Genomic DNA, 21085 nt, shown 5'->3' with positions numbered 1-21085 from the left:
TATGGGAGATGAGTCATGAAAAGTGCCTGGATATTCGCCTTGCTGCTGGCCAGTGGAACGGCCTGGACCGCCGAATCCTGCCCGGATCTTTTGAATTTTTCCCTCGAGAAGCTGCGCAGTAAGGAAACCGTCGACTTCTGCGACAGCTATCGGGGCAAAGTCATTCTTGCGGTCAATACGGCCAGCCAGTGCGGATACACGCCGCAGTTCAAGGGGCTCGAAGCCTTGTACCAAAAATACCGCGACCGCGGTCTCGTCGTATTGGGGTTCCCATCGGATGCCTTCGATCAGGAATACGATGATCCGGCGAAGACCGCAGAGGTATGTTATATCAATTACGGCGTGACCTTTCCCATGTTCGCGCAGACGGCGGTAACGGGAGATAATGCCAATGCGTTTTTCCGCAAGCTGACCGCCGCAACGGGTCAAGCGCCGGCATGGAATTTCTACAAATACCTGATCGATGCCAACGGACAGGTCATGCGTGCGTTTCCGTCCCGGATCGCACCCGAAAGCCCGGAACTGCAGAGCCAGATCGAAGCACTGCTGCCTGTGGGCACGGCCGGACCGGTGCGCTGACTCGGGCGCGGCGGGATGAATCGAACGCCTCCGCATGCCCAACCGCGAACTCCTGACTCGTAAAGCCGAACAACTGGCCGGCTACCGCTTTGGGCTCCGGGTGTCGGAGCGGGGCGTCGTTGCGTCTGTTGGCGATGGGATTGCCTGGATCAAGGGCCTGCCGTCGGCGGCCATGGACGATGTCCTGGAGTTCGAAGACGGCAGCTGGGCGGTCGTCTTCGACCTGATGGCCCAGCAGATCGGCGCCATCCTGCTGCATCAGAGCGCCGCGCTGACGGCGGGTACGCCCGTTCGGCGTGCGCGTCAATCGCTGAGCATTCCGGTTGGGGATGCACTGTCGGGACGGGTCGTTGATCCGATCGGCCAGCCGCTGGACGGTGCGGGGTCTATCGAGGCCGCCGAGCGGCGCCCGCTCGACATTCTTGCGCCACCGATCATCGCGAGGGAATTCGTCCGCGAACCCCTCTACACGGGCTTGCGCTCCATCGATTCGCTGGTGCCCATCGGCAAGGGGCAGCGACAGCTGATTGTCGGCGACGAAGGCACGGGCCGCACCGCGATTGCGATCGATACCGTGATCAACCAGCGCGGACGCGACGTGGCCTGCATCTACGTGTTGATTGGGCAGAAACGTTCGACCGTCGTGAGTACGCTTGAGACGTTGCGCGCGCATGATGCGATGTCCTACACGACGGTCGTCGTCGGGGAGGCCGGTGCGCTGCCGGGGCTGAAGTACCTGGCGCCATTCGCCGGTTGTGCGATCGCCGAGGCCTGGATGGCGCAGGGTCGCGATACGCTGGTCGTGTACGACGATCTCAGCACACACGCCCGCACCTATCGCGAGCTGTCGCTGCTGCTGCGGCGGCCGCCGGGGCGAGAAGCCTATCCGGGCGACATCTTTTATCTACACTCGCGCTTGCTGGAGCGCGCGACCAGCCTGGGCCAGGCCTACGGCGGCGGCAGCATGACCGCGCTGCCGATCGTCGAGACGATGCAGGGCGAGATCAGCGCCTATATCCCGACCAACCTGATCTCGATCACCGATGGGCAGGTCTATCTCGACGCTGACTTGTTCGCCGGGGGATTCCGACCGGCCGTCGACATTCGCCGCTCGGTGTCACGGATCGGCGGTCGAGCGCAGCATCCGCGCGTCAAGGACGAATCCGGCCGGATGAAGCTGGACTATCTGCAATTCCTGGAACTCGAAGTGTTCACCCGCTTCGGTGCCAAGCTGGAGGCCGGGATGGAGGGGAAGATCCGCCGGGGCCGGATTCTCCGCGAGCTATTGAAGCAGGAGAGGCTGGCGCCGTTGTCGCCCGAGTGCCAGTTGGCCTGGCTGATCGCCTTCAACGAGGGGCTATTCGATGCGGTGCCGTTGGACCGCGTCGCTGCGACGCTGCAGGGCCTGTTCGACGGATGGTCCGGACGCAGCCCGGGTATCGAGGCGCCCCGCGCGCTGTGGGTCGATTCCTTGCAGCGCTGGTTCGAGACGCATACCGAGACGGTCCATGACCCGGCGGCATGAACTGCAGCGCCGCATCCGCACGCTGGGTGAAGTCGACGAGATCATGGACTCGATGCGGATGCTGTCGCTGCTGGAGGCGCGCAAGCTTGCGAGGTTCATCGACTGCCAGCGCGCCGTGGTCGCGACGATCCGGACCGCGGCCGCGGATTTCCTGGCCAGTTACCCGTCGTTCGTGCCGATCGCGGGTCCGGCGCAGCCCGTATTGCTCGCCATGGGTACCGAGCGGGGTTTTTGCGGGGACTTCAATGCGCTCGTACGCGACCGGGTGCTTGCGCTGGCTGGGGAAGGACCTGCGGTGGTCGTTGCCATCGGCCGTAAGCTGGGGGGTGATCTGGACCCGCTCGGTGACCGCCTCCGGATATTGGACGGTCCCACCACGGCTGACGACGTTCCGTCGTTGCTGCAACAGCTCGTATCGCTGTTGGGCCGGCTCACGGAGCAACTCGGGGCGATATCCCTGATTGCCGTGCACCATGGCGGAGAGTTTGGGCACATCGTCGAGACGGTCTTGCTACCCGCCTTCTCCGACCTTCAGCAGCCCCAACCGGCCACGGGCAATCCGCTGCGGCTCAATCTGGCCCCGCCGACTTTTCTCTCGGAACTCGTCGAGCAATACCTGTTCGCCGAACTGCACCACATCGTGTTCACGTCGCTACTGCACGAGCACCAGCGTCGCGTGCAGCACCTGGAAGGCGCGACGCAGCGCCTGGACGAGACTCTGGCGGATCTGGCTCGCCGGCAGTCGACGCTGCGTCAGGAAGAAATCACCGAGGAACTCGAGGTGATTCTGTTGGGTGCTGATCTGGTGGCGCCGGGTTCCGGCTAAGGGCCGTCTCGGTCGATTGCGGTTTGCGCCCGCAGTGCTATTGAGCTCCTACTCCGAGACGCCCAGATCAAACGCGTGTACCTTGCCGTTTTCGGAGCCGACGTAGAGCGCACCGCCGACGACGGTCGGTGCCGGGAGTACGTTCTGGCCTGGCAGCCCGCGCCAAAGGAGACTACCGTCGGCCGCGGCAATGGCAACGATCCCGCCGTCGTAGGACCCTACGTAAACAACACCGTTCGCGACCGTCGGGCTCGACCAGATGATTCGGCCGCCGACGTCAGTCGACCAGCGTGGCTTACCGGTCGCCGCGTCGAATGCATATAGAGAAACACCCGCACCGATGTAGACGGTACCCTCCTGCACGGCCGGTCCGCTGAAGCTATTGATGGGCAAGGCCGCAGACCATAGCAGCGATCCGTCGCCGGCGCGGACCGCGTAAACCGCTCCGCCGCTCGATCCGACGTACAAGATGTTGTCGACCAGGGCTGCGGACAGGCTCATCTGGCTGCTGCCCAGCCGCGTTTTCCACAGCGTCGCCCCGGTTCCTGCGTCGAGGGCATAGATGTTGCCGTTGCCCGATCCGACGTAGACGACGCCGTCGGCGACCGTGGCACCCGTGGCTGCTCCACCGTCGAGCCTGACTTTCCAGATCTCGGTTCCCGTATCGGCGTTGAGCGCTCGTAATCCATTAAAGCAGCTCGCCTCGGGGCACCCGCCTCCGATGTAGACGACATGACCAACGACGACCGGTGACTGGACTTCAAGATCGTCTCTGGTGTCGATGGACCAGAGTTGGCGCCCCGTCAGTGCGTCAAACGCATAGAACCTATGGTCGATAGCCCCAATGTAGACTTTGCCGCCAGCGATAGCCGGGGAGCCCGTGTTCATCAAGCCACCGGCAGGAGTGCGCCAGATCTGCTGTCCCGAACGGGCATCGACCGCGTAAAGGTGGCCGTCGAACGAGCCGAAGTAGGCCACGCCGCTCGCCAGGGAAACCGAGCTGTGCACGAAGCTGCCGGTGGAAAATGTCCAACGCAAAGACAATTCGGCGACGTTCGAGGGATCCAAAGTGGCTTCGCTCAGGCTGGCTCCGGCGCGCTCCGGCGAATAGCGGTACTGCGGCCATTCCGCAACCACATCGCCTACCGTGAACGGCGTCCTGATCCATCGCCCGTTGGCGCGGTTGACGGTCCAGACGTTGCGCGCGCCGGGCTCGAGACTTTTGGGCACCTTGAAGGTACAGGAGAAGTGACCTTTCGCGTCGGCACTGACCGAGCAGCGCTTCCATTTCAGGAAGACTTCCACCGGGCTGTCGGGCCGGAAATGCGAGCCCCTTACGGTCACGGTGCCGGCTGGCGGTGCCACTGGCGGCTCGACGGTGACCCAGGAGTATGCGGTGCCGGCAAGCAGCATTGCGCCGAGTGCTGTGCCGATGGTTGCGATTCGCCTGATTACGGCTGAACTGTTCATGGTTGAGCTCCGGGAGAGGAGAGCGCCTTGTCTCTCGGAGACAAGGCGTTGGGCAGGGGGGGGCCATCGAATTGCGGCCGGATCGTGACTGCGAGCCCACCGTTCGCGGTCAGTCGAGGCCCCAGGCCGAGACGTTACCGTCAGTCTGGTTCGCATAAAGACGGCCGTTGACGACGATGGGAGACACGGTGTCGACGAGCTTCGGGTTGGTCCATAGCAAATCGCCATTGCGGGCGTCGTAGGCGCGATTGCCGAGGTAAACGACGCCGTTGGCTACGGTGGGCTGGATGGTACTGGTACCGGCGATCGTCCGGCTCCATAGAGCCGCGCCATCCGCAGCCCCAAATGCATATAGCCGCAGTTCATCGGACGCAGCCACTGACACGTAGAGTGTGCTTGGCGTCAACGCGGGCGCGCCAATCGCTGCCTCAGCCGGCGCGCTCCATGACCACAGGGGCGTCAGGTCCCTCTCCTTGGAAACAGACAACGTTGCTGTTCGAAGCCAGCGGTCGCTTCCCCGGGCACGGACAACCAAGCCGAAGCCTGCGGCCACAAAAGGGGGGGGTGGGGAAGTGGGGGATTCAGATGCATCATTCAGATCAATGCAGTAGCCGAAGTCATAGTGGCAAAGGAAATAGCCAGAGTCTTGAACGATCATTCCATCACTGGTTCGGAACACGGCATTTCGGAAATAATCTCCGTAAAACTCGCTGGATCTGCCGTCGAAGTAAGCCAAGCCGTTCATCAGTAGCGGTACCCGCCATGTACCGCTGTCCTCGTGCCAAATGTCGTGTCCATCCGCTGCGCTTCGGGCGCCCATGAACGACAAGTGACTCCCTCCAACCTCGACCCCATAAGACGAAAAGTAGAGCGCATCGGGAACGTCGGGGCTGGTTGCTAGCGACAGGCTCACCCTCGGGTACATGTCAGAGGTCCACCAAGTCGTCCTCCACAAGCGGATCCCATTGTCCGTCCGCAGCGCATCCACGCCCACGCCCCCACCTTCGGCGTCTTGCGTTCCCACATAAAGGCGACCACCGACGGATGCGAGAATGCCGAGTGGGTCGCCGCCCAACTGCTCAGCAGTCACTCGCCACCGCTCGGATCCGTCGGTCTCGTTCAGCGCCGAAATGCACGAGAACGCTGCGGGCCTAATGAATACCAGCCCATCGGCAACGATCTGCAACGTGCCGGGGATCTCCCAGAGGCGCTGCAATCGGCTGACATTGGTTGGGCCAATTATGATCTCGTGGGGGTTGTACCTAGTGCGGCCGGCGTCGAAAGCCTCGTTGTTCCAGTCGGTACGTGCTGAGACTGACTGCACAGTGAACGGCGTCCTGATCCATCGCCCGTTGGCGCGGTTGACGGTCCAGATGTTGCGCGCGCCGGGTTCGAGACTTTTGGGAACCTTGAAGGTACAGGAGAAGTGACCTTTCGCGTCGGCTCTGACAGAGCAGCGCTTCCATTTCAGGAAGACTTCTACCGGGCTGTCGGGCCCGAAATGCGAGCCCCCTACGGTCACGGTGCCGGCTGGCGGTGCCACTGGCGGTTCGACCGTGACCCAGGCGTGAGCGGTACCTGTCAGGAGCCACAGCGCCAGGGCGCCGCAAAAGTCGATGGTCCACTTGATGGGGGATCGGCGTTTCATGATTCACCTGGTTTTGCGATGACGCCAATGCCGGCAGTCGGGCTGCCGTGTAGCTTCGCGGCACGGTCAGCCCTCCCCCCCAAGGACTGCCGCAGAAACCATACTCGCCAAGGGTCAATTCGGCAACACGGATTCGTGCTGATCGTAGGCGGATCTGGCCACGAGCTTTGGTTCCGGCCGTCCTGCTGATTCCCAGTGTGCGAGGCGGCCTTTATGGGGCTGGCGGTCTCGTCCGCTGGGCCGGAGGTGCCGGTGCTTGGTTTCAATGCGGCAACAGCCCGGAGACATCGCTGGGCAGGATGCTCCGGGCTGATGCGACCGAGTTCGGGCGGAAGTGTTCCGCCCGGCGACCTCAGTCGTGGATGGAGGGCAGATCCAGCAGGGTTGCGGTGCAGGCAGTCGGGGCGGCAGGTCCCCCGAAGCTTCCCGAGTCGACGCCGCCACCGATCGGGCAGCCGGCAGCCCCGGCCGGGCACAGCTGGATGTGGTCTGACCCGAAATTGCCCGCGCCGAACCACGAAGGGTTGGTGCTGAATACGCTGACCGTCAGGACCTTGCCATCGCTGGACGTGCAGCCGCTACCGTTCGAATTGGCGATCATGCTGCCGGCGGTCTTCGTGAAGCCCGACCAGGGCTTGCAGTTACCCGCGTCCGACGAAGGTCGTGCCGCCACTGCCGAAACCGCCGTTCACTGCGATGCAGAAATTCTGCGCGGAGCTTTCCTCCCATACCCAGCGCACGCCATCGGCGACCACGAGCGTCCCGGCCGGGCTCCCTGCGTCCGATAGCCGGACTTCGCTGACACTGCCCGCGGTCAGGTTGACGCAACCGAGGCGGCGCCATGCCCCGCCACCCACGGCGGTGGCCTAGTCCGATCCATAGTAGCCGAGCGAACTCGAGCTCTGGGTCCAGGCGCCCGTAAGCGTTGCCGTGTTGTCGTCGGCGTCGAGCACGACCTCGCAGTAAGCCGGGAAGCTCAGCCCCAGGCTGATGAGCAGCAGGAAAGTCTCGAAGGGTTTCGTCAGGGTGTCTCCGTCATCCAGTGGGGAACAGCATTGACCGAGGCTGTGAATTTAGCCACAGCCGCCCCTGATCATAAGGAGTTGGTGCCGGTGAGCAACAGGTTCCCATTTAACAAGAATCTTCGGCAATAATCCGTGTTGCCGCGCGGCGGTGGAGGGTAAAGGAGCCTGCATTGCGCGCGGTCCGTATCGCCGGCCCGATGCGGCCATCAGAACAGTAAGTGCGGCTCGTTCGGCAATTCGTCGCCTTGTCGGTCTTCGCCGGCGAAGTGTGTGCGGAGTTCCCCGCCAACCTCGCGGATGCCGGCTAGCGCGCCGTCGACGAAGCGCCCGGCGCGAAACTCTTCCTCCATGCGGTCGCAGATGGCTGCCCAGCGCTCCTGCGGCGCGCAGCGGGCGATGCCGCGGTCGGCAAGGATCTCGACGTCCCGATCGGCCAACAGCACATAAATCAGTACGCCGTTGTTGTGTTCGGTGTCCCAGACCCGCAGCAGGGAGAACAGCTCGAGCGCCCGGCCGCGTGCCGATTGTCCGCGAGCAAGGCGGTCCAGTGACAGCGAAGCTTCGACGGCGAAGCAGATTTCGCCCGAATGGCCTCGCTCGCTCTCGCCGATCACCGCGGTGATCGTCCGCAGCGCTGGTGCGGGAAAACGCCGGCGGAGCGTCCAGTCGGGAAACCACAGATGCTTGAGGATGCGCTTCAGCGCCATGGGTCTACCATTGTCCCGAAGCTCCGCCGCCGCTGAAGCCGCCCCCGCCGCCCGAGAATCCGCCGGAATCGCTGCCGCCGCTCCAGCCGCCACCGGTACTCCAGCCACCGCCCCCGACGTAGCCCCCGCCGCTCCAGCCACCCCCGTAGGAGCCGCCGCGCGGGTAGCGATAGCGCCGGCCATAGCCGCCGCCGGTGTAGAAACCCCCGCCGCCGCGCCCGGAGTCACCCACGACGAGGATGAAGGCGATGAAGCCGAGCGCGAGTCCCAGCGCTGAAGGCAGGCCCAGTACCATCGATATCAGGAAGTACACAGCGCCTCCAGTCAGCGCACCGGCCAGCAGCCGGCCGAGCATCAGCCGCAGCAACTGGCCGAACAGCAGCGGGCCGATGAAGGAAAAGAAAACCGCGCCGAGGTCGACTTCGGCACTCTTCGGCGCGTGCCAGCTCGGTTTCGGCAGTGGCTCGCCCTGGATCAGTTTCGTGAGGCTGTCGACGCCGGCCGACAATCCTCCGTGGAAATCGCCGTGCCGGAAGTAGGGCACCATGATGTCCTCGACGATCCGGTTCGCGACGGCATCCGGTACCACCCCTTCGAGCCCTCGTCCGACCTCGATGCGTAAGCTGCGGTCATTTTTTGCCATCAGGATGATCAGTCCGTCGTCGACTCCGGAACGCCCCAGTTGCCAGGCGTCGGCGACCCGGATGCCGTACTGTTCTATCGTTTCCGGTTGGGTGGTCGGTATCATCAGGATCGCGATCTGGCTGCCTTTCTCGCGCTCGAGTGCAGCCAGCCGCTGGTCCAGTTCCCGGCGTTGCTGCGGCGCCAGCGTCCCGGTCAGGTCGGTGACGCGCGCCGTCAGCGGCGGAACGGCGACGTCGGCGCGGCTCGGGTTCCATGGGATGAAACCGAGCAGGCAGACCGCGAAGGTCAGCCAACGCAGCAGGCCGAATGGCATCGGGATGGCAAGGCCTCAGGGTTTTGCCGGCGCGGGCTTCGAGAAATCGACCGTCGGTGCGCTCGAAATCGCGGCTTCGTTTTCTACGGTGAAATTCGGCTTCAAGCCATGGCCGAATGCCAGCGCGGTCAGGTTGGTGGGGAAAGTCCGGACCGTCGTGTTGTAGTCCTGAACCGCCTTGATATAGCGGTTGCGCGCGACGGTGATACGGTTCTCGGTGCCTTCGAGTTGGGCCTGCAGGTCCCGGAACAGGCCGTCGGCCTTCAATTGCGGGTAGTTTTCCGAGACCGCAATAAGGCGTGACAGAGCGCTAGACAGCTCGCCCTGTGTCGACTGGAATTTGGCGAAGGCCGCCGGGTCGTTCAGCAACTCGGGCGTCGCCTGGATGGTCCCGGCGCGGCTGCGCGCCTCGGTGACCTTCGTCAACACCTCCTGTTCCTGCGCGGCGTAGCCCTTCACCACGTTCACCAGGTTAGGCACCAGATCGGCGCGGCGCTGGTACTGATTCACGACCTCGCTCCAGCTGGCCTTGATCTGCTCGTCTTGCTGCTGCAGCGTGTTGTAGCCGCAGCCACTCAGCGCTGAGGCCATCAGGATCGTCAACACCAGCCACTTGAACTTCGACATCTCGGTTACTCCCCATGGGTTTCCCTGTTCGAAGGCGGAATCTACCACAAGGCTCGTCTCCATCGAGAATGTAAGAGCCATTTTTTCGCCGCATCCGAACGTTGATCGGGATGCACCTGCTGGTGACAGAGGTGCGGTGCGATGGTTCGTGGTAGACATGCCGCGCATTAGGTGATTGGCTTGAGCGGCTATCTCCAAAGGAGGATCGAAGCCCTTGACCGACACCACTACGTCTAAGTTGACTCTGGCGCACTACAACGACCGTGCCGAGGCCTTTTGGGAAGGGACACGGGATCACGATGTCAGCCAGAATATCGCCGCGCTGCTGGATCACATTGAGGCGGACCCGCCGTACGCAATTCTCGATCTGGGCTGTGGACCCGGACGCGACCTGGCGACGTTCAAGGCGCTGGGTCATGTCGCCATCGGGCTTGACGGCGCGGAGCGCTTCGTCGAAATGGCGCGGGATCGCACCGGCTGCGAGGTTTGGTGTCAGGACTTTTTGGGGCTCGACCTGCCGGTCTCGCATTTCGACGGCGTATTTGCCAATGCGAGTTTGTTCCATTGCCCGAGTCGCGAATTGCCACGCGTTCTCCGGGACTTGCGGAACACACTGAAGCCGGGCGGTGTCTTGTTCAGCTCGAATCCGCGCGGGCACGACGAGGAAGGCTGGAATGGCGGCCGGTACGGGAGCTACTACGAACTTGACACCTGGCGCAGTTACCTGATTGCGGCCGGTTTCGTCGAATTGTCGCACTACTACCGCCCCCCGGGGCTGCCCCGGTCGCAGCAACCCTGGCTCGCCACCGTATGGCGCGCCGCCCGCTGAGTCGCCGGGCGCGACTCAGCGCCAGGAAAGTCGATTCCGCAGGTATGGCCAATGCAGGCCTTCAAGCGGCTTGCGGCGCGGTAGCCGAGACCGTCGGTCTCATCTGATGGAAGCCCGACAGCGAGTGCCTGCGCCTACCCTGACTCGCATCCCTTCTGCAAAAAGGCGTTGAGGGTCGCGCTCCCCTCGAGCCGACGCCGGTGCTTTCGAAGCGCCGTCCAGACCTCGTGGATCGGTGTTTCGGGTCGCTGACAAGAAAGGAAATGCCTGATGGTGAGGGTAAAATTTCCGATTGCCTTGTAGGGGTTATTCCCCTAGAGTTCTACGCCTCAAGGCGTAAGGGGGCCGGTGTGTCTGGAACCGCCGGTTCGGCTGGAACGTTCAGTCCTCAGGGTTCGGGGGTTGCCATGCCGGAGTCGCCGCAAGTGTACCGCTACGTCCTTTCTCCAACCAACCCTGGAGCACTAACACGATGGCTGCCAAACTCGCTAGACATTTTGCGTTGCTGCTGACCACAGCGCTGGCCACGAACCTTTTATCGCGGCCGGCGCCTGCCGCCGATGTGGAGCCCATGGGGTTCGTTGCGCCCAACGCGGAGAGCTACAGTTCCCTTAGGTTGATCGGGTCCGAGGGCAATCTGAACGACGAGTTTTCCTATCCGCACGGAACGGCGGTGGACGCTTCGGGCAACATCTGGGTGGTGGATCAATACAACCAGCGCGTGTCCAAGTTCGATGCCAACGGCAATTTCCTATTCAATTTCGGTGGGCCGGGTAGTGGTCTCGGCTACTTCAGCTATCCGCGGGACATCGCGGTCGATCGCCAGGGCAATCTGTGGGTTGCGGATACCGGCAATGATCGGGTTCAGAAATTCGATCCGGACGGCAACTTCATTTGTGAGGCACCGGGCTTGAACAATCCGTATGGCATCGGCGCAGATCCGGTTGGCAATTCCGTGTTCGTTGCCAACACCGGTTCGCATGCGATCGTCCGCCTCGGCCTGAATTGTGCCAACAACGGCAGTTGGGGCGGTCCCGGCTCGGACGACGGACGGTTTTCCTCACCTTACGACATTGCCATCGACACCGAGGGTCTGGCCTATGTGGCCGATTTCAACAACGACAGGATCCAGGTTTTCAGGCTGGTCAGGGGCGTCTGGACCTTCCAGCGAAAGTGGGGCCTGCAGGGGGCAGGTGACAGTCGCTTTGCCGGAGCCCAGTTGAACGGCCCTGCCGCGCTGGCGTTCGACGGTTGCGGCGATTTGTATGTCTCTGATTTCTATAACGACCGTATGCAGGTGTTCCGCCGCGATGGGAGCTTCGTGACCAGTTGGGGGTGGACGGGCAAAGGTTCCGGTCAACTCGACGGGCCGGTCGGGGTCGCTGTCGATTTTCGGGGTCGCGTCGTCGTTGCCGATTACCAGAACCATCGCGTGCAGATTTTCCAACCGTCGACGTCCGATATCAGTTACCTGTTCCAGACGAAATGGGGCAGTTCCGGGGCAGCGGATGGGCTCTTCAACTACCCGACAGCGGTCGCTGTCGACCCGGCCAGCGGTGAAGTGTTCGTCGCCGATCAGAACAACAACCGCATTCAGGTTTTCGATCGGGCGGGGAACTTCCTTCGTAAGTGGGGCGTTTACGGTGCCGGGACAGGACAGTTTTATCGACCCATCGCGGTCGCAGTCAATACCGTTACCCATGAAGTGTACGTGGCCGATTACTACAATCATCGGGTTCAGGTCTTCACCCCGGATGGAACCTACCAGCGTCAATGGGGTGGCTCGGGCAAGTTCAGCGGGCAATTCACTTACCCGCGCGGCATCGCAGTGGATTCCGCCCGTGACTGGGTCTACGTTACCGACTCATACAACGACCGGGTACAGAAATTTCAGGGCAGCACCGGCGGTTTCCTGTTGGGCGTAGGGAATGGTACGAGTTGGACGGGGGATGCGCCTACGCCCTCGAGTGGTTCCGGCAATCGCTGGTTCAACTCTCCGGCCGGCGTCGCTGTCGATCCGAAGACCCACGACATCTATGTGGTCGAATACAGCAATCGTCGTGTGCAGAAGCTGTCGAGCAACGGTGTATTCCGGACGCGCTGGGGCTCCAGTGGCAGCGGTAAGGGCCAGTTCTCGAATCCGATCGGCGTGACTGTCGATCCCGCGGGGAATCTGTACGTCGTCGATCAGGGCAACAACCGCATCCAGAAGTTCGCATCCACCGGCCAGTTCATCACGAGTTGGGGCAGCTACTCGAATATCGGGACGGACGGGCTGTTCTACAATCCCGAGGGTTTGGCGTTCGACGGTTCCACCAACACGATCTTCGTGACTGATGGCTATAACCAGCGAGTCCAGGTTTTCGAGGCGTTCGGCTTGGGCCTGTCGGTGACGCCAGCATTGAATAGGATCGTGCAGGACGCCGTCGCGGAATACACGGCGAGAGTCACGGCGGTCGGGCCGAACAGCGGCCGGGAGCGCGTCAATATTTGCCTGCTGTCAGGCAAGCCGCCGGCCACTACCTACGAGTTCTCGCGGCCGGCCGTGGTTCCCCCGAGATCGAGCACGCTGAGCCTGGATACCAAGATCAACACCCCGGCCAGAACCTACGATCTCTATGTTCAGGCTCGCGGAGGTGGTCAGACGCGTGTGAAGCGCGTCCGGCTTCGCGTTACGGCCCCGGTCGAGCCTTAAGGCTCAGCCCTTCACCTGCCGGAAGAGCGGCGGCGGGAGCCGCCGCTCGCGCGTTGGACGACGATGCTACCGGCTGCCGCCCCCGGCAAAGTGACTGGGTGAAGGCGGTGACCGCGCCATGCGGCGCGTCACGGGCGCCAACGAGGGTAACGGCAACCGTCGCCCTCGGCACACTCGGGCGACTCCTGGTCGTCGCGTCGGCGACCCAGCGGCGGCCGTCTGAACGATTGCCGGAGCATCATCATCCGTCTTTCGCCCGGTCTAGCCTGATCCGGTGTTACGCGTCGCAATCCCCGAATCATCCGCCAGCAACAGGGGCCTGCGTGCCATGGATTCGCATCCCTGCGCCGATGGCGACAACATCAACCGTCTAGTCGCAGGATCCTTGATGCGGTTGGTCCGGTTTACCTGAGACGGCCGGAGGATCCGCGAGCGCCGGCCCGAAGCGTGCCCGCAGATAGGCGTGACGGAAGTCGAAAATCTGCTCGAGGCGCTGCCGGACGAAAAGGCGATGTACCAGCCGTCCGATCCATCCGGCGCGCATCACGTAGTGGACGTCGTCTTCCATTTCAATGCCACCCGGGGCGGGGTGAAAGCGGTGCTGGTGATGCCAGAAACGGAACGGTCCGAGCCGTTGTTCATCGACGAACTGAAACGGTTCGACGACGTGCTTGATTTCGGTGACCCAGGTGACCGGAATGCCGGCAACCGCGGCGATGCGATAGGTGATGATGAGACCGTTATAGGTCCGGTCGGGCACCTCGGAGGTGATCCGGAAGTTCAGGAAGGGCGGGGTCATCGCTTCGAGATTGTGGGGAGTCCAGAAGAAATCCCAGGCCTGATCGTGATCGATAGGCAGCCACTGGCGGCGATATATCCGGTAGACCTTCATAGCTTGTTTTTGGCTTTTCGACTCGAAAACCCACGATATCGTTCATTCGTGTGCATCCGGTCAAGCGGCCCGTGATCCCGTATGATGACCCGAGAGCGGGACGGTCGTTGGCGCCGCGGGGGACGTGTGCGGCATTCGACTGTCTAACCAGAGCGGCGAGCGGCGTGGCTTCGCGGGTTCATCCAGTGCTTGGGCTGTGAAGCCGCTGGGCTGCAGAGGCGATGCCACCGCGGTCCGGCTCTGTTTTCTGGAGGTCAAGACCATGTCTTATGCACTCATTACCGGTGGATCTGGCGGTCTCAGTCGCGCGCTGGCCAATCGTCTCGCCGGTGCCGGCTGGGCGCTGGCCCTGGTGACGCGCAATGCTGCCTCGATGGGATCCTTCACGGGAGCTGCAGCGCAAATCATCGAAGCCGACTGCGCCACGGCCGAAGGCGCCCGCGAGGCGATGCGGCAAGCCATCGCGGCCTTCGGCACTCCGCCCGCGGCGCTCGCGCATTGCGCGGGCAATACGTTGATTGCGCCGTTGCACAAAACCAGCGACGAGCAGTTTCGGCAGGCCGTCAGCGCGAATCTGGACAGCGCATTCTTCACGCTTCGGGCCTGGATCGATGCCTGCCTGGAACACCATACCCGGGGTGCGGCGGTGTTGGTGTCTTCCGTCGTCGCGCGGATCGGCGTCACGAATCATGAAGCCATCGCGATGTGCAAGGGGGCGATAGAGGCGCTGGTGCGGTCTGCAGCAGCAACCTACAGCCCGAAGGGTCTGCGCATCAATGCCATCGCGCCGGGTTTGCTGCGCTCGCCGATGACGGATCGGCTCTTCGTTGGCAATGCCGAGCAGTACATCGCGGCGCAGTATCCCCTGGGACGGTACGGTTCGGTCGAGGATGGTGCGGCCGCGATGGCCTGGTTGTTGTCTCCGGATGCGAGCTGGATCACGGGGCAGGTGCTGCCGGTGGATGGTGGCTTCTCCGCCGTTCGTCCGGCCGTGAAGCCATGACGCTGCCACATCATCGACGGTTCGGCGCCGCACTCTGAAGCCGCGTGGAATGGGTGCTGCTGTCGTTGTTGTCCGCGTTCAGCCTGGCCACCTCAGATGCCCTCGCCAAGCGGTACCTGAGCGGTTATGCGACCGCCGAGTTGGTGCTCGTGCGTCTGGTCTACCCGGCCGCGTTATTGCTGCCGGTCGTTGCGGTGCAAGGGCTGCCCGAACTGCCGACCGCATTTTGGGGATGGCTTGCGGTTTCCCTGCCGCTCGAACTGCTGGCCATGGGACTGTACGTGCGAGGCTTGCGCGACTCACCGATGTCGCTGTCGCTGCCATATCTGGCGTTCACGCCGGTGTTCACGATGATCGTTGCCTGGCTGCTGCTGGACGAGCGGGTCTCGAGTATGGGGCTGGCCGGGATAGCGCTTGTGGTGTGTGGCGCATTCCTGCTTCACGCCGGTTCCGGCAACAGCTCGGCGGCCACTTTGCTCGGTCCACTGCGCGCATTCCGGAGCGAACCCGGCGTCCGGCTGATGTTGGGTGTGGCGCTGATCTACAGCGTCACGACCGTGACCGGCAAAGCGGCGATGCACGATGTGCCGAGCGAGCTGTTCGGTGCCCTCTACTTCGTACTGCTGGGCGCATTCGCGCTGATCGTCGTACCGGCAGTCCGTCCCGTCAGCGTGCGGGTGTTGAGCCGCCGCCCCGGTGTTCATTTTCTGATCGGTTTCTGGTTTGCCTTGATGATCGTTAGCCATTTTCTCGCCATCGATCTCGTGCAGGCGGCCTACATGATCGCGGTCAAGCGCAGCAGCATTCTGTTGGCAGTGTTGTACGGTGTGTTGCTGTTCGGCGAGCGCGAGCCGGGGCGGCGGCTCTTTTCGGCCGCGACGATGGTCGTGGGCATGATTCTGATAGGCGCCGATCGCGCCGCCGTATGAAGGTGTTGCCCGGCAATCGTGTTCCAGGGTGGCGGAAACGCCTGCGATCGCGATGCGTCGGTATGCTGAGCGCGGTATTGCCATTGGGTGCGTGCATCCATGTCTCGCCAATTGCTCCGGACGTGTCGCCCAACGCCGGCTGCGAGCGCTTCTTTGCCGAGTTGGACGCTCTGACCGAGCGCGCTGGCGCGCGCGACGCAGGATCCTATCGACTCCCCGGATCGCGCTACCTGCGCAGCGATCGGTTTTTGGCCAGCTTCCGGGGGAACGACCTCGGACCCTCCGCTCAGGCGCAGTGGCTGGAGCGCCTGCGAGCGCTGGATGCCGCATCGCGACGGGTCGAGATTACCAACCTGGGTCAGGCTACCGTCGCCCGTGCGGTGTTTTCGCCTTTTCCCGGGCTTGCACCGGAAGAGGTCGTAGCGGCATGCGGCCGACAGCTCGTCGCGCGTGACCTGACACAGCCGGAGCGGGTCGAGCGACTCAAGGCGGCCGTCAGGACGCCAGATGCCTATTCCGGCTGGCATCGCATGGTAGGGCTCTATCCGTTGACTCGCCTTGCGTTGGAGCAGGGTGTTGCGGTCTTGCATCGGCGCTTACGGGCCGCTTTTGCTGTAACGCCGGGCCCACTATCTCAGGGCGGTCAGCGCCTCCGCTACGCCCCACCGGCTCGGACGGAACCCATCCCCGACGCGATACCGGCACTGCTCGCCCGGGTTGCGCAAAATCCCCTCGCCATTCCCGATCCGCGCGGCAGCGAGCGGCGGCGACTGTTCGAGACATTCGCACCGGTCTGGGAAATCGACGCGCTGTCGTCGGCCGACCGGATCGGTGCCGTGGCGTGGCGTAACGATGGCCTGCCGACGGTACGCGTCGATAGCCCTGTCGTGTACCGGTTCATGACGCACACGCGTTTTCGCGGAGAGTCGCTGTTGCAGCTGAACTATCTGATCTGGTTTCCGCGACGGCCCGCGCGGCACTGGCTGGACATCTATGCCGGAGATCTCGACGGCCTGATCTGGCGCGTCACACTCGATCGGCAGGGCGTGCCGCTCGCCTACGACAGCATCCATCCCTGCGGCTGCTACTATCAGGTCTTCCCGGGGTTGGGCTACCGCGTGCAACAGCCGGCGCTGCACAGTGAGCCCGTGCTGTCGCCGGCGCCGCTGTTGCCGCCCCGCCCCGGGCAACGGCTGGTCCTTCGCATTTCGGCTGGCGAGCATTACCTTCAGGCCGTTTATGCGGACACTGAGGAACTTCCCGCGCAGCGCTATGCATGGCGGGAGCACGAAGAGCTGTTGGCCATGCGCACATCCCGGGGCTCACGCCGCAGCCTTTTCGGTCCGGACGGCCTCGTGCCGCATACGCAACGTATCGAGCGCTTCCTGCTGTGGCCGTCGGGGGTGCCGAGTCCGGGCGCCATGCGACGGATCGGTACCCATGCCATCGCGCTCGTCGGCCGTCGTCATTTCGATGATGCGGATCTCCTCGACAGTTTGCTGAGGCCGTTGTGAGCCCGCTATGGCACAGGCTTGGGACAACCGGGCAGATGTGGATGCTGCTGCTGGGTTCGCTTGCCCCCCTCGGCGCCATGGCTGAGCGCTTGGACGTGGGCACCTTTTCCGCTGGCGATCTGGTTGGTTGGCAGCGCAAGGCTTTCAAGGGCGTCACGGAGTACGGCCTGGTACGGCTGAACGGCAAGACCGTGTTGCGGGCCCAAAGTGAGGCAGCTGCGTCCGGCCTCTATCGCGAGCTCACGGTGGATCTGAACCGAACGCCCTATCTGAACTGGTCCTGGCGGGTGGATCGAACGCTGGGCAACCCGGACGAACGGAGCCGGAGCGGTGACGATTATCCGGCTCGCCTCTACGTTATCGTCAGTGGCGGACTCGCGTTCTGGAGGACGCGGGCATTGAACTATGTATGGTCCAGCTCCGCCGTGGTGGGGACCCATTGGCCGAACGCGTTCGCGGGCAACGGCGTGCTGATGCTGGCCCTGCGCTCGGGTGACCGCGAGGCCGGCCGTTGGGTCACCGAGAAGCGAAATGTCCGCGATGACTGGCGCCGGCTTTTCGGCGATGGTGTCGAGCAACTGGATGCCGTTGCGTTGATGACCGACACCGATAATGCCGGAGGCAGCGCGCTGGCATATTACGGTGACATCTTCTTTTCCTCGGACTAGCGCTGTGCCCCGGGTCTGCCAGCCGGCTTCTCTCCGCTGAAGTTCCTCCGCTCGGTCGCGTCGTCGGACAGATGCGGCGGGACAGTCAAGCGCCTTTCCCCCGGCAGCGACGGCCCGCCAGGGCGTATGGCGGGGCCGCTTATTCCACACGTGAGGGATTGCCTGTTACGCGCCCACGCGCCAAGATGGCACCCTGAAACCCTTCGCCAACCCCCCCACAGTTCCTGAATGTCTGGAATGTCCGTGTGCCGCTGTCAGGCCCGACCGGCGGCCCCGCCGCGATGATCGACAGCATGCGTCCCTTCTTTCGTCCGGCCGCGTCACTGGCTGCCGCGATCCTTACGTTGGCCGTGCTGCTGGCACTGCTGGTACTCAGTCGGGTTCCTGCCGTGGATCTGGTTCCTGTGGCGCAGACCGATGCGCTATCCCGGACGCGCTCGATCCTGCGCAATTCGGTGCCGGACACCCGGCGGCAGATTGTGCGCAAGACCGTTGCGCTCACCACCGACGACATGGCGACGATCACGCAATATGCCTTCGCGCGGAAGCGCTGGTTGGGCGGCGCACAGTTCTCGATTCGCGGGCCGCGGCTGCGCATGCAGGCCACCGCCAAGCTGCCGTGGCGCTGGGCGGATCTGTACCTGAACGTTCGCCTGATCGCGGATGACGCCGAACCGTTTCCGGTGGTCCGGCAGTTGAAGGTGGGGCGTCTGGCCGTCCCGCACCCGCTGATCGGCTGGCTGCTGGAGATCCTGCTCCAATCCAAGTCAGTCTCCCGCTATCGGCGGATCGCCGCGGATGTGGTGCAGGAGATACGTGTCGTGGACGGCCGTCTTCGGGTGCATTTCGACTGGACCCGCAAGGCGCTCGATCAGGCCGGCGACTGGGAGACCGATGTCGCGCTGCGCGAGCGGCTGGTGATCTATCAGCAGTGTCTGAGCGAGGTCGTCAGCCGGCCGGAGATCAAGAAGTATGTCCGCCTCTCGACCTTGATGCAGCCGTTGTTCGCCCTCGCCCAGGCGCGTTCCCTGATGGACCACGAACCCGTCGAGGAAAACCGCGCCGTGATCCTGCTGCTGAACGCTTATGTCAATGGGCGGGATGTCAGCCCGATCGGCGATGTCAGCAGCGCGGAGCCATTGGTGCCCCGGCGTCTGGCCTTACTCAACCGGCGCGTCGACACAGCCCAGCATTTCGTCATTTCGGCGGCGCTGGTGGTATCCGGCACACGCACCCTCGCCGACGTTGCGGCCATGGCTAAGGAGATCAACGATATCCACAGTGGCAGCGGGTTCAGCTTCACGGATTTGGCGGCCGACACTGCCGGCGCGACCTTCGGCAAGTTCGCCGTGCATTCGCCCGAAGCCGCCCGCAACCTGCAGAAGCGCCTGAGCCAGTCCGCTGACGAGTCGCTGTTCATGCCACCGATCAAGGACCTGCCCGAGCATATGCTGACCGACGAGTTCGAACGGCGTTTCGGGTCGATCGAGAGCGCTGCCTTCGATGAGGTCAGGCGAGAGATCGAAGCCCGTATTGCCGCCCTCGCGATATATCGCTTTTGAGCGAAGCGGGGCAGGGTCAGGCGGCGCCGGCCCGAGTCTCGTCGACGAAACGCTCGGTCGTGTCGTCCAGGGCGCGGCTCTTTCGCCCGCGCGACTGGTGGACATAGAGGTTCTTCATGTCGATCTTCGCCTCGGTGCGAGGCGGCGGAGGCGCCATCTCGTATTTGACCGGCCGAGCGTGGTCAGCCATCTGCAGCGCGGGGTTAAACACGCTGTTGAATTTCCACAGGCTCTTCAGGAAGTTGGTCTGCCCGCGTAGCAGGTGGCGGCCGACGATCCTCGCCGTTCCCTTCAGCGATTCCCAGCCGAGGTGCTTCATGTTGAGCACCTGTTGCGTCTTGACCAGTTCCTCGTAGAACTCGTTCAGCGGCAGTCGGGTCGGCAATACCGCGTGCTGGATATCGAACATGCGGTAGTCGCGCGTGGTCAGCGGGCGCGATTCGGTCAGCCAGGTCTCTGTGCCGGGATAGGGGGTATTGACGCTTATGTTGACGATTTCGGGGATTTCCATGCACCACTCGCGGATGACCTTAAAGCGGTCACGATCCCAATCGGGGTCCGCAATGATGTTGATCGCGACCGTGATGCCCAGCGAGCGGGCGAATTCCAGCGCCTCGAAATTCCTGCCCAGGCTGACCCGCTTGCGAAATTTGGTCAGCCCTTCTTCGTCGATGGCCTCGACCCCCAGAAACATATATTCCATGCCGAGGCGTTTCCAGAGCTTGAACACCTCCTTGTTCCGCAGCAGCACGTCGCCCCGGGTTTCCAGGTAGTACTCCTTCTTGATCCCGCGTCGTGCGATCGCCTCGCCGATCTCCAGGCCGTGTTTGTCCTGGATGAAGGCCACGTCATCGACGATGAACACGCCCGGTTCGCGGATGCGCGCCAGTTCGTCTACGGCCTTGTCCGGACTCATGACCCGGTAGCTGCGCCCGTAGAAGGTCCAGGCGCTGCAGAACGCGCAGTCCCAGGGACAGCCGCGGGTGAATTCGATCGATGCGCAGGGATCGAGCGTGCCCAGGAAATACTTGCGGCGGTTCCTGATCAGGTCGCGCGCCGGCCGGATGTCTTCCAGGTCGGCGACGAAGCCCGGCGGCGGACCTTCCCCATCCAGCGTCACGGCGCCCGGCACTAAGCTCACATTCCGCCGGTCGTGCTCGATGGCTTCGAGCAGCGGCGGCAGGCCGGACTCGCCCTCGCCCTTGAGGATGCAGTCGATCTTGCCCTCGCCGTGTTCCAGTAGCTCATGAGCGGTGAACGAGGCGCTGTGCCCGCCGATGAAGATGAAGCTGCGGGGTAGCAAGTCCTTGGCGGCCTTGGCTAGATCGATCACCTCGGGGACGTTGGCGAGATAGTTCAGCGAGAAGGCGACGATGTCGGGTTCCCAGTCCCGGAGTTCTCGCGCGAAATCCTGGTGCGTCTCGACCTGCAAGTCCAAAAGCCGTACCTGATGCCCGGCCCGGCGTGCGGTCTCGGCGACGAGTTCGAGTCCGAGCGGCTCCAGGCGCAGGAAAATCTTTGTGTACATCAGCGGACTGGGGTGAACGGCCAGGAATTTCATGGGCATGGTCTCGCGTCAGTGGGTTCCTCGCAGTGGGGCAGGCCGTGCCCGGCATGGCCTGCAGGGT

General features: G+C 63.4%; 18 protein-coding genes and 1 pseudogene. 10 read left to right on the top strand and 9 right to left on the bottom strand.

All coding sequences use genetic code 11. The features are described from left to right. Window positions 1-15 precede the first annotated feature (15 nt). The 3 genes and pseudogenes from ACW73L_RS16760 (at window position 16) to ACW73L_RS16750 (ending at window position 2930) form a co-directional block, all read left to right on the top strand. The gene (locus ACW73L_RS16760) at window positions 16-579 is read left to right on the top strand and encodes a glutathione peroxidase (protein ID WP_498923668.1); all 564 of its coding nucleotides are present in this window, start codon (window positions 16-18) and stop codon (window positions 577-579) included. 15 nt (window positions 580-594) lie between these two features. Beyond that, window positions 595-2104: pseudogene (locus ACW73L_RS16755) on the top strand (F0F1 ATP synthase subunit alpha). Next, window positions 2088-2930 (top strand): F0F1 ATP synthase subunit gamma, encoded by an 843-nt coding sequence (locus tag ACW73L_RS16750; RefSeq protein ID WP_498923666.1) that lies wholly within the window; start codon window positions 2088-2090, stop codon window positions 2928-2930. Before ACW73L_RS16755 ends, ACW73L_RS16750 begins: the two are co-directional and overlap by 17 nt. A gap of 48 nt (window positions 2931-2978) precedes the next feature. On the opposite strand, the gene ACW73L_RS16745 is transcribed toward ACW73L_RS16750, so the two are convergent. The 7 genes from ACW73L_RS16745 to ACW73L_RS16715 all read right to left on the bottom strand — a co-directional run bounded on the left by ACW73L_RS16745 (window position 2979) and on the right by ACW73L_RS16715 (window position 9365). Further along, window positions 2979-4400: an outer membrane protein assembly factor BamB family protein gene (locus tag ACW73L_RS16745; RefSeq protein ID WP_498923664.1), complete on the bottom strand. Its 1422-nt coding sequence runs from the start codon at window positions 4398-4400 to the stop codon at window positions 2979-2981. Window positions 4401-4509: 109 nt separating this feature from the next. Beyond that, window positions 4510-6048 (bottom strand): outer membrane protein assembly factor BamB family protein, encoded by a 1539-nt coding sequence (locus ACW73L_RS16740; protein ID WP_498923662.1) that lies wholly within the window; start codon window positions 6046-6048, stop codon window positions 4510-4512. Window positions 6049-6400: 352 nt separating this feature from the next. Beyond that, complete coding sequence (locus ACW73L_RS16735; RefSeq protein ID WP_498923660.1) at window positions 6401-6721, bottom strand: hypothetical protein; 321 nt, start codon at window positions 6719-6721, stop codon at window positions 6401-6403. Beyond that, complete coding sequence (locus ACW73L_RS16730) at window positions 6690-6905, bottom strand: hypothetical protein (protein WP_498923658.1); 216 nt, start codon at window positions 6903-6905, stop codon at window positions 6690-6692. The genes ACW73L_RS16735 and ACW73L_RS16730 overlap by 32 nt, the downstream gene beginning before the upstream one ends. Window positions 6906-7279: 374 nt before the next feature. Next, window positions 7280-7780, bottom strand: a complete 501-nt coding sequence (locus ACW73L_RS16725; RefSeq protein ID WP_498923657.1) for a TPM domain-containing protein — start codon at window positions 7778-7780, stop codon at window positions 7280-7282. A gap of 4 nt (window positions 7781-7784) precedes the next feature. Then, complete coding sequence (locus ACW73L_RS16720) at window positions 7785-8738, bottom strand: TPM domain-containing protein (RefSeq protein ID WP_498923655.1); 954 nt, start codon at window positions 8736-8738, stop codon at window positions 7785-7787. 15 nt (window positions 8739-8753) lie between these two features. Further along, window positions 8754-9365, bottom strand: a complete 612-nt coding sequence (locus ACW73L_RS16715; RefSeq protein ID WP_498923653.1) for a LemA family protein — start codon at window positions 9363-9365, stop codon at window positions 8754-8756. A 214-nt stretch (window positions 9366-9579) separates the two neighbouring features. Between ACW73L_RS16715 and ACW73L_RS16710 the strand changes: the two genes are divergently transcribed. Together ACW73L_RS16710 and ACW73L_RS16705 are read left to right on the top strand one after the other, a co-directional pair. Further along, a complete protein-coding gene (locus ACW73L_RS16710) occupies window positions 9580-10194 on the top strand; it encodes a class I SAM-dependent DNA methyltransferase (protein WP_498923651.1) in 615 nt (204 codons plus the stop codon). 472 nt (window positions 10195-10666) lie between these two features. Then, entirely contained in the window at window positions 10667-12889 is a 2223-nt protein-coding gene (locus ACW73L_RS16705) for a 6-bladed beta-propeller (protein WP_498923649.1), read from the top strand. A 370-nt stretch (window positions 12890-13259) separates the two neighbouring features. On the opposite strand, the gene ACW73L_RS16700 is transcribed toward ACW73L_RS16705, so the two are convergent. Then, window positions 13260-13781 (bottom strand): SRPBCC family protein, encoded by a 522-nt coding sequence (locus ACW73L_RS16700; RefSeq protein WP_498923648.1) that lies wholly within the window; start codon window positions 13779-13781, stop codon window positions 13260-13262. A 262-nt stretch (window positions 13782-14043) separates the two neighbouring features. Between ACW73L_RS16700 and ACW73L_RS16695 the strand changes: the two genes are divergently transcribed. The 5 genes from ACW73L_RS16695 (at window position 14044) to ACW73L_RS16675 (ending at window position 19457) form a co-directional block, all read left to right on the top strand. Continuing rightward, a complete protein-coding gene (locus tag ACW73L_RS16695; protein ID WP_498923647.1) occupies window positions 14044-14784 on the top strand; it encodes an SDR family NAD(P)-dependent oxidoreductase in 741 nt (246 codons plus the stop codon). A 44-nt stretch (window positions 14785-14828) separates the two neighbouring features. Then, window positions 14829-15713 (top strand): DMT family transporter, encoded by an 885-nt coding sequence (locus tag ACW73L_RS16690; RefSeq protein WP_498923646.1) that lies wholly within the window; start codon window positions 14829-14831, stop codon window positions 15711-15713. 62 nt (window positions 15714-15775) lie between these two features. Continuing rightward, entirely contained in the window at window positions 15776-17227 is a 1452-nt protein-coding gene (locus ACW73L_RS16685; protein ID WP_498923645.1) for a hypothetical protein, read from the top strand. A 77-nt stretch (window positions 17228-17304) separates the two neighbouring features. Then, entirely contained in the window at window positions 17305-17895 is a 591-nt protein-coding gene (locus ACW73L_RS16680; protein ID WP_498923644.1) for a DUF3047 domain-containing protein, read from the top strand. Between the two features lie 281 nt (window positions 17896-18176). Beyond that, on the top strand, window positions 18177-19457 hold the full coding sequence (locus ACW73L_RS16675) for a hypothetical protein (RefSeq protein ID WP_498923642.1): 1281 nt from the start codon (window positions 18177-18179) through the stop codon (window positions 19455-19457). Window positions 19458-19473: 16 nt separating this feature from the next. Here the strand turns inward: ACW73L_RS16675 and hpnR are convergent, their stop codons facing one another. Beyond that, on the bottom strand, window positions 19474-21024 hold the full coding sequence (gene hpnR, locus ACW73L_RS16670; protein WP_498923641.1) for a hopanoid C-3 methylase HpnR: 1551 nt from the start codon (window positions 21022-21024) through the stop codon (window positions 19474-19476). Between the last annotated feature and the right edge of the window lie 61 nt (window positions 21025-21085).

The sequence above is a fragment of the Methylolobus aquaticus genome, from assembly GCF_054172105.1.
The sequence above is the reverse complement of the archived record's forward strand: the minus strand, read 5'-3'. Positions and strand labels throughout refer to the sequence as shown.

Excerpts from the sequence above, each read along its gene's own strand:
- ACW73L_RS16760 (WP_498923668.1), top strand. The coding sequence starts at position 16 with ATGAAAAGTGCCTGGATATTCGCCTTGCTGCTGGCCAGTGGAACGGCC.
- ACW73L_RS16750 (WP_498923666.1), top strand. The coding sequence starts at position 2,088 with ATGACCCGGCGGCATGAACTGCAGCGCCGCATCCGCACGCTGGGTGAA.
- ACW73L_RS16745 (WP_498923664.1), bottom strand. The coding sequence starts at position 4,400 with ATGAACAGTTCAGCCGTAATCAGGCGAATCGCAACCATCGGCACAGCA.
- ACW73L_RS16740 (WP_498923662.1), bottom strand. The coding sequence starts at position 6,048 with ATGAAACGCCGATCCCCCATCAAGTGGACCATCGACTTTTGCGGCGCC.
- ACW73L_RS16725 (WP_498923657.1), bottom strand. The coding sequence starts at position 7,780 with ATGGCGCTGAAGCGCATCCTCAAGCATCTGTGGTTTCCCGACTGGACG.
- ACW73L_RS16720 (WP_498923655.1), bottom strand. The coding sequence starts at position 8,738 with ATGCCATTCGGCCTGCTGCGTTGGCTGACCTTCGCGGTCTGCCTGCTC.
- ACW73L_RS16715 (WP_498923653.1), bottom strand. The coding sequence starts at position 9,365 with ATGTCGAAGTTCAAGTGGCTGGTGTTGACGATCCTGATGGCCTCAGCG.
- ACW73L_RS16705 (WP_498923649.1), top strand. The coding sequence starts at position 10,667 with ATGGCTGCCAAACTCGCTAGACATTTTGCGTTGCTGCTGACCACAGCG.
- ACW73L_RS16700 (WP_498923648.1), bottom strand. The coding sequence starts at position 13,781 with ATGAAGGTCTACCGGATATATCGCCGCCAGTGGCTGCCTATCGATCAC.
- ACW73L_RS16695 (WP_498923647.1), top strand. The coding sequence starts at position 14,044 with ATGTCTTATGCACTCATTACCGGTGGATCTGGCGGTCTCAGTCGCGCG.
- ACW73L_RS16685 (WP_498923645.1), top strand. The coding sequence starts at position 15,776 with ATGCTGAGCGCGGTATTGCCATTGGGTGCGTGCATCCATGTCTCGCCA.
- ACW73L_RS16680 (WP_498923644.1), top strand. The coding sequence starts at position 17,305 with ATGGCTGAGCGCTTGGACGTGGGCACCTTTTCCGCTGGCGATCTGGTT.
- ACW73L_RS16675 (WP_498923642.1), top strand. The coding sequence starts at position 18,177 with ATGATCGACAGCATGCGTCCCTTCTTTCGTCCGGCCGCGTCACTGGCT.
- hpnR (WP_498923641.1), bottom strand. The coding sequence starts at position 21,024 with ATGCCCATGAAATTCCTGGCCGTTCACCCCAGTCCGCTGATGTACACA.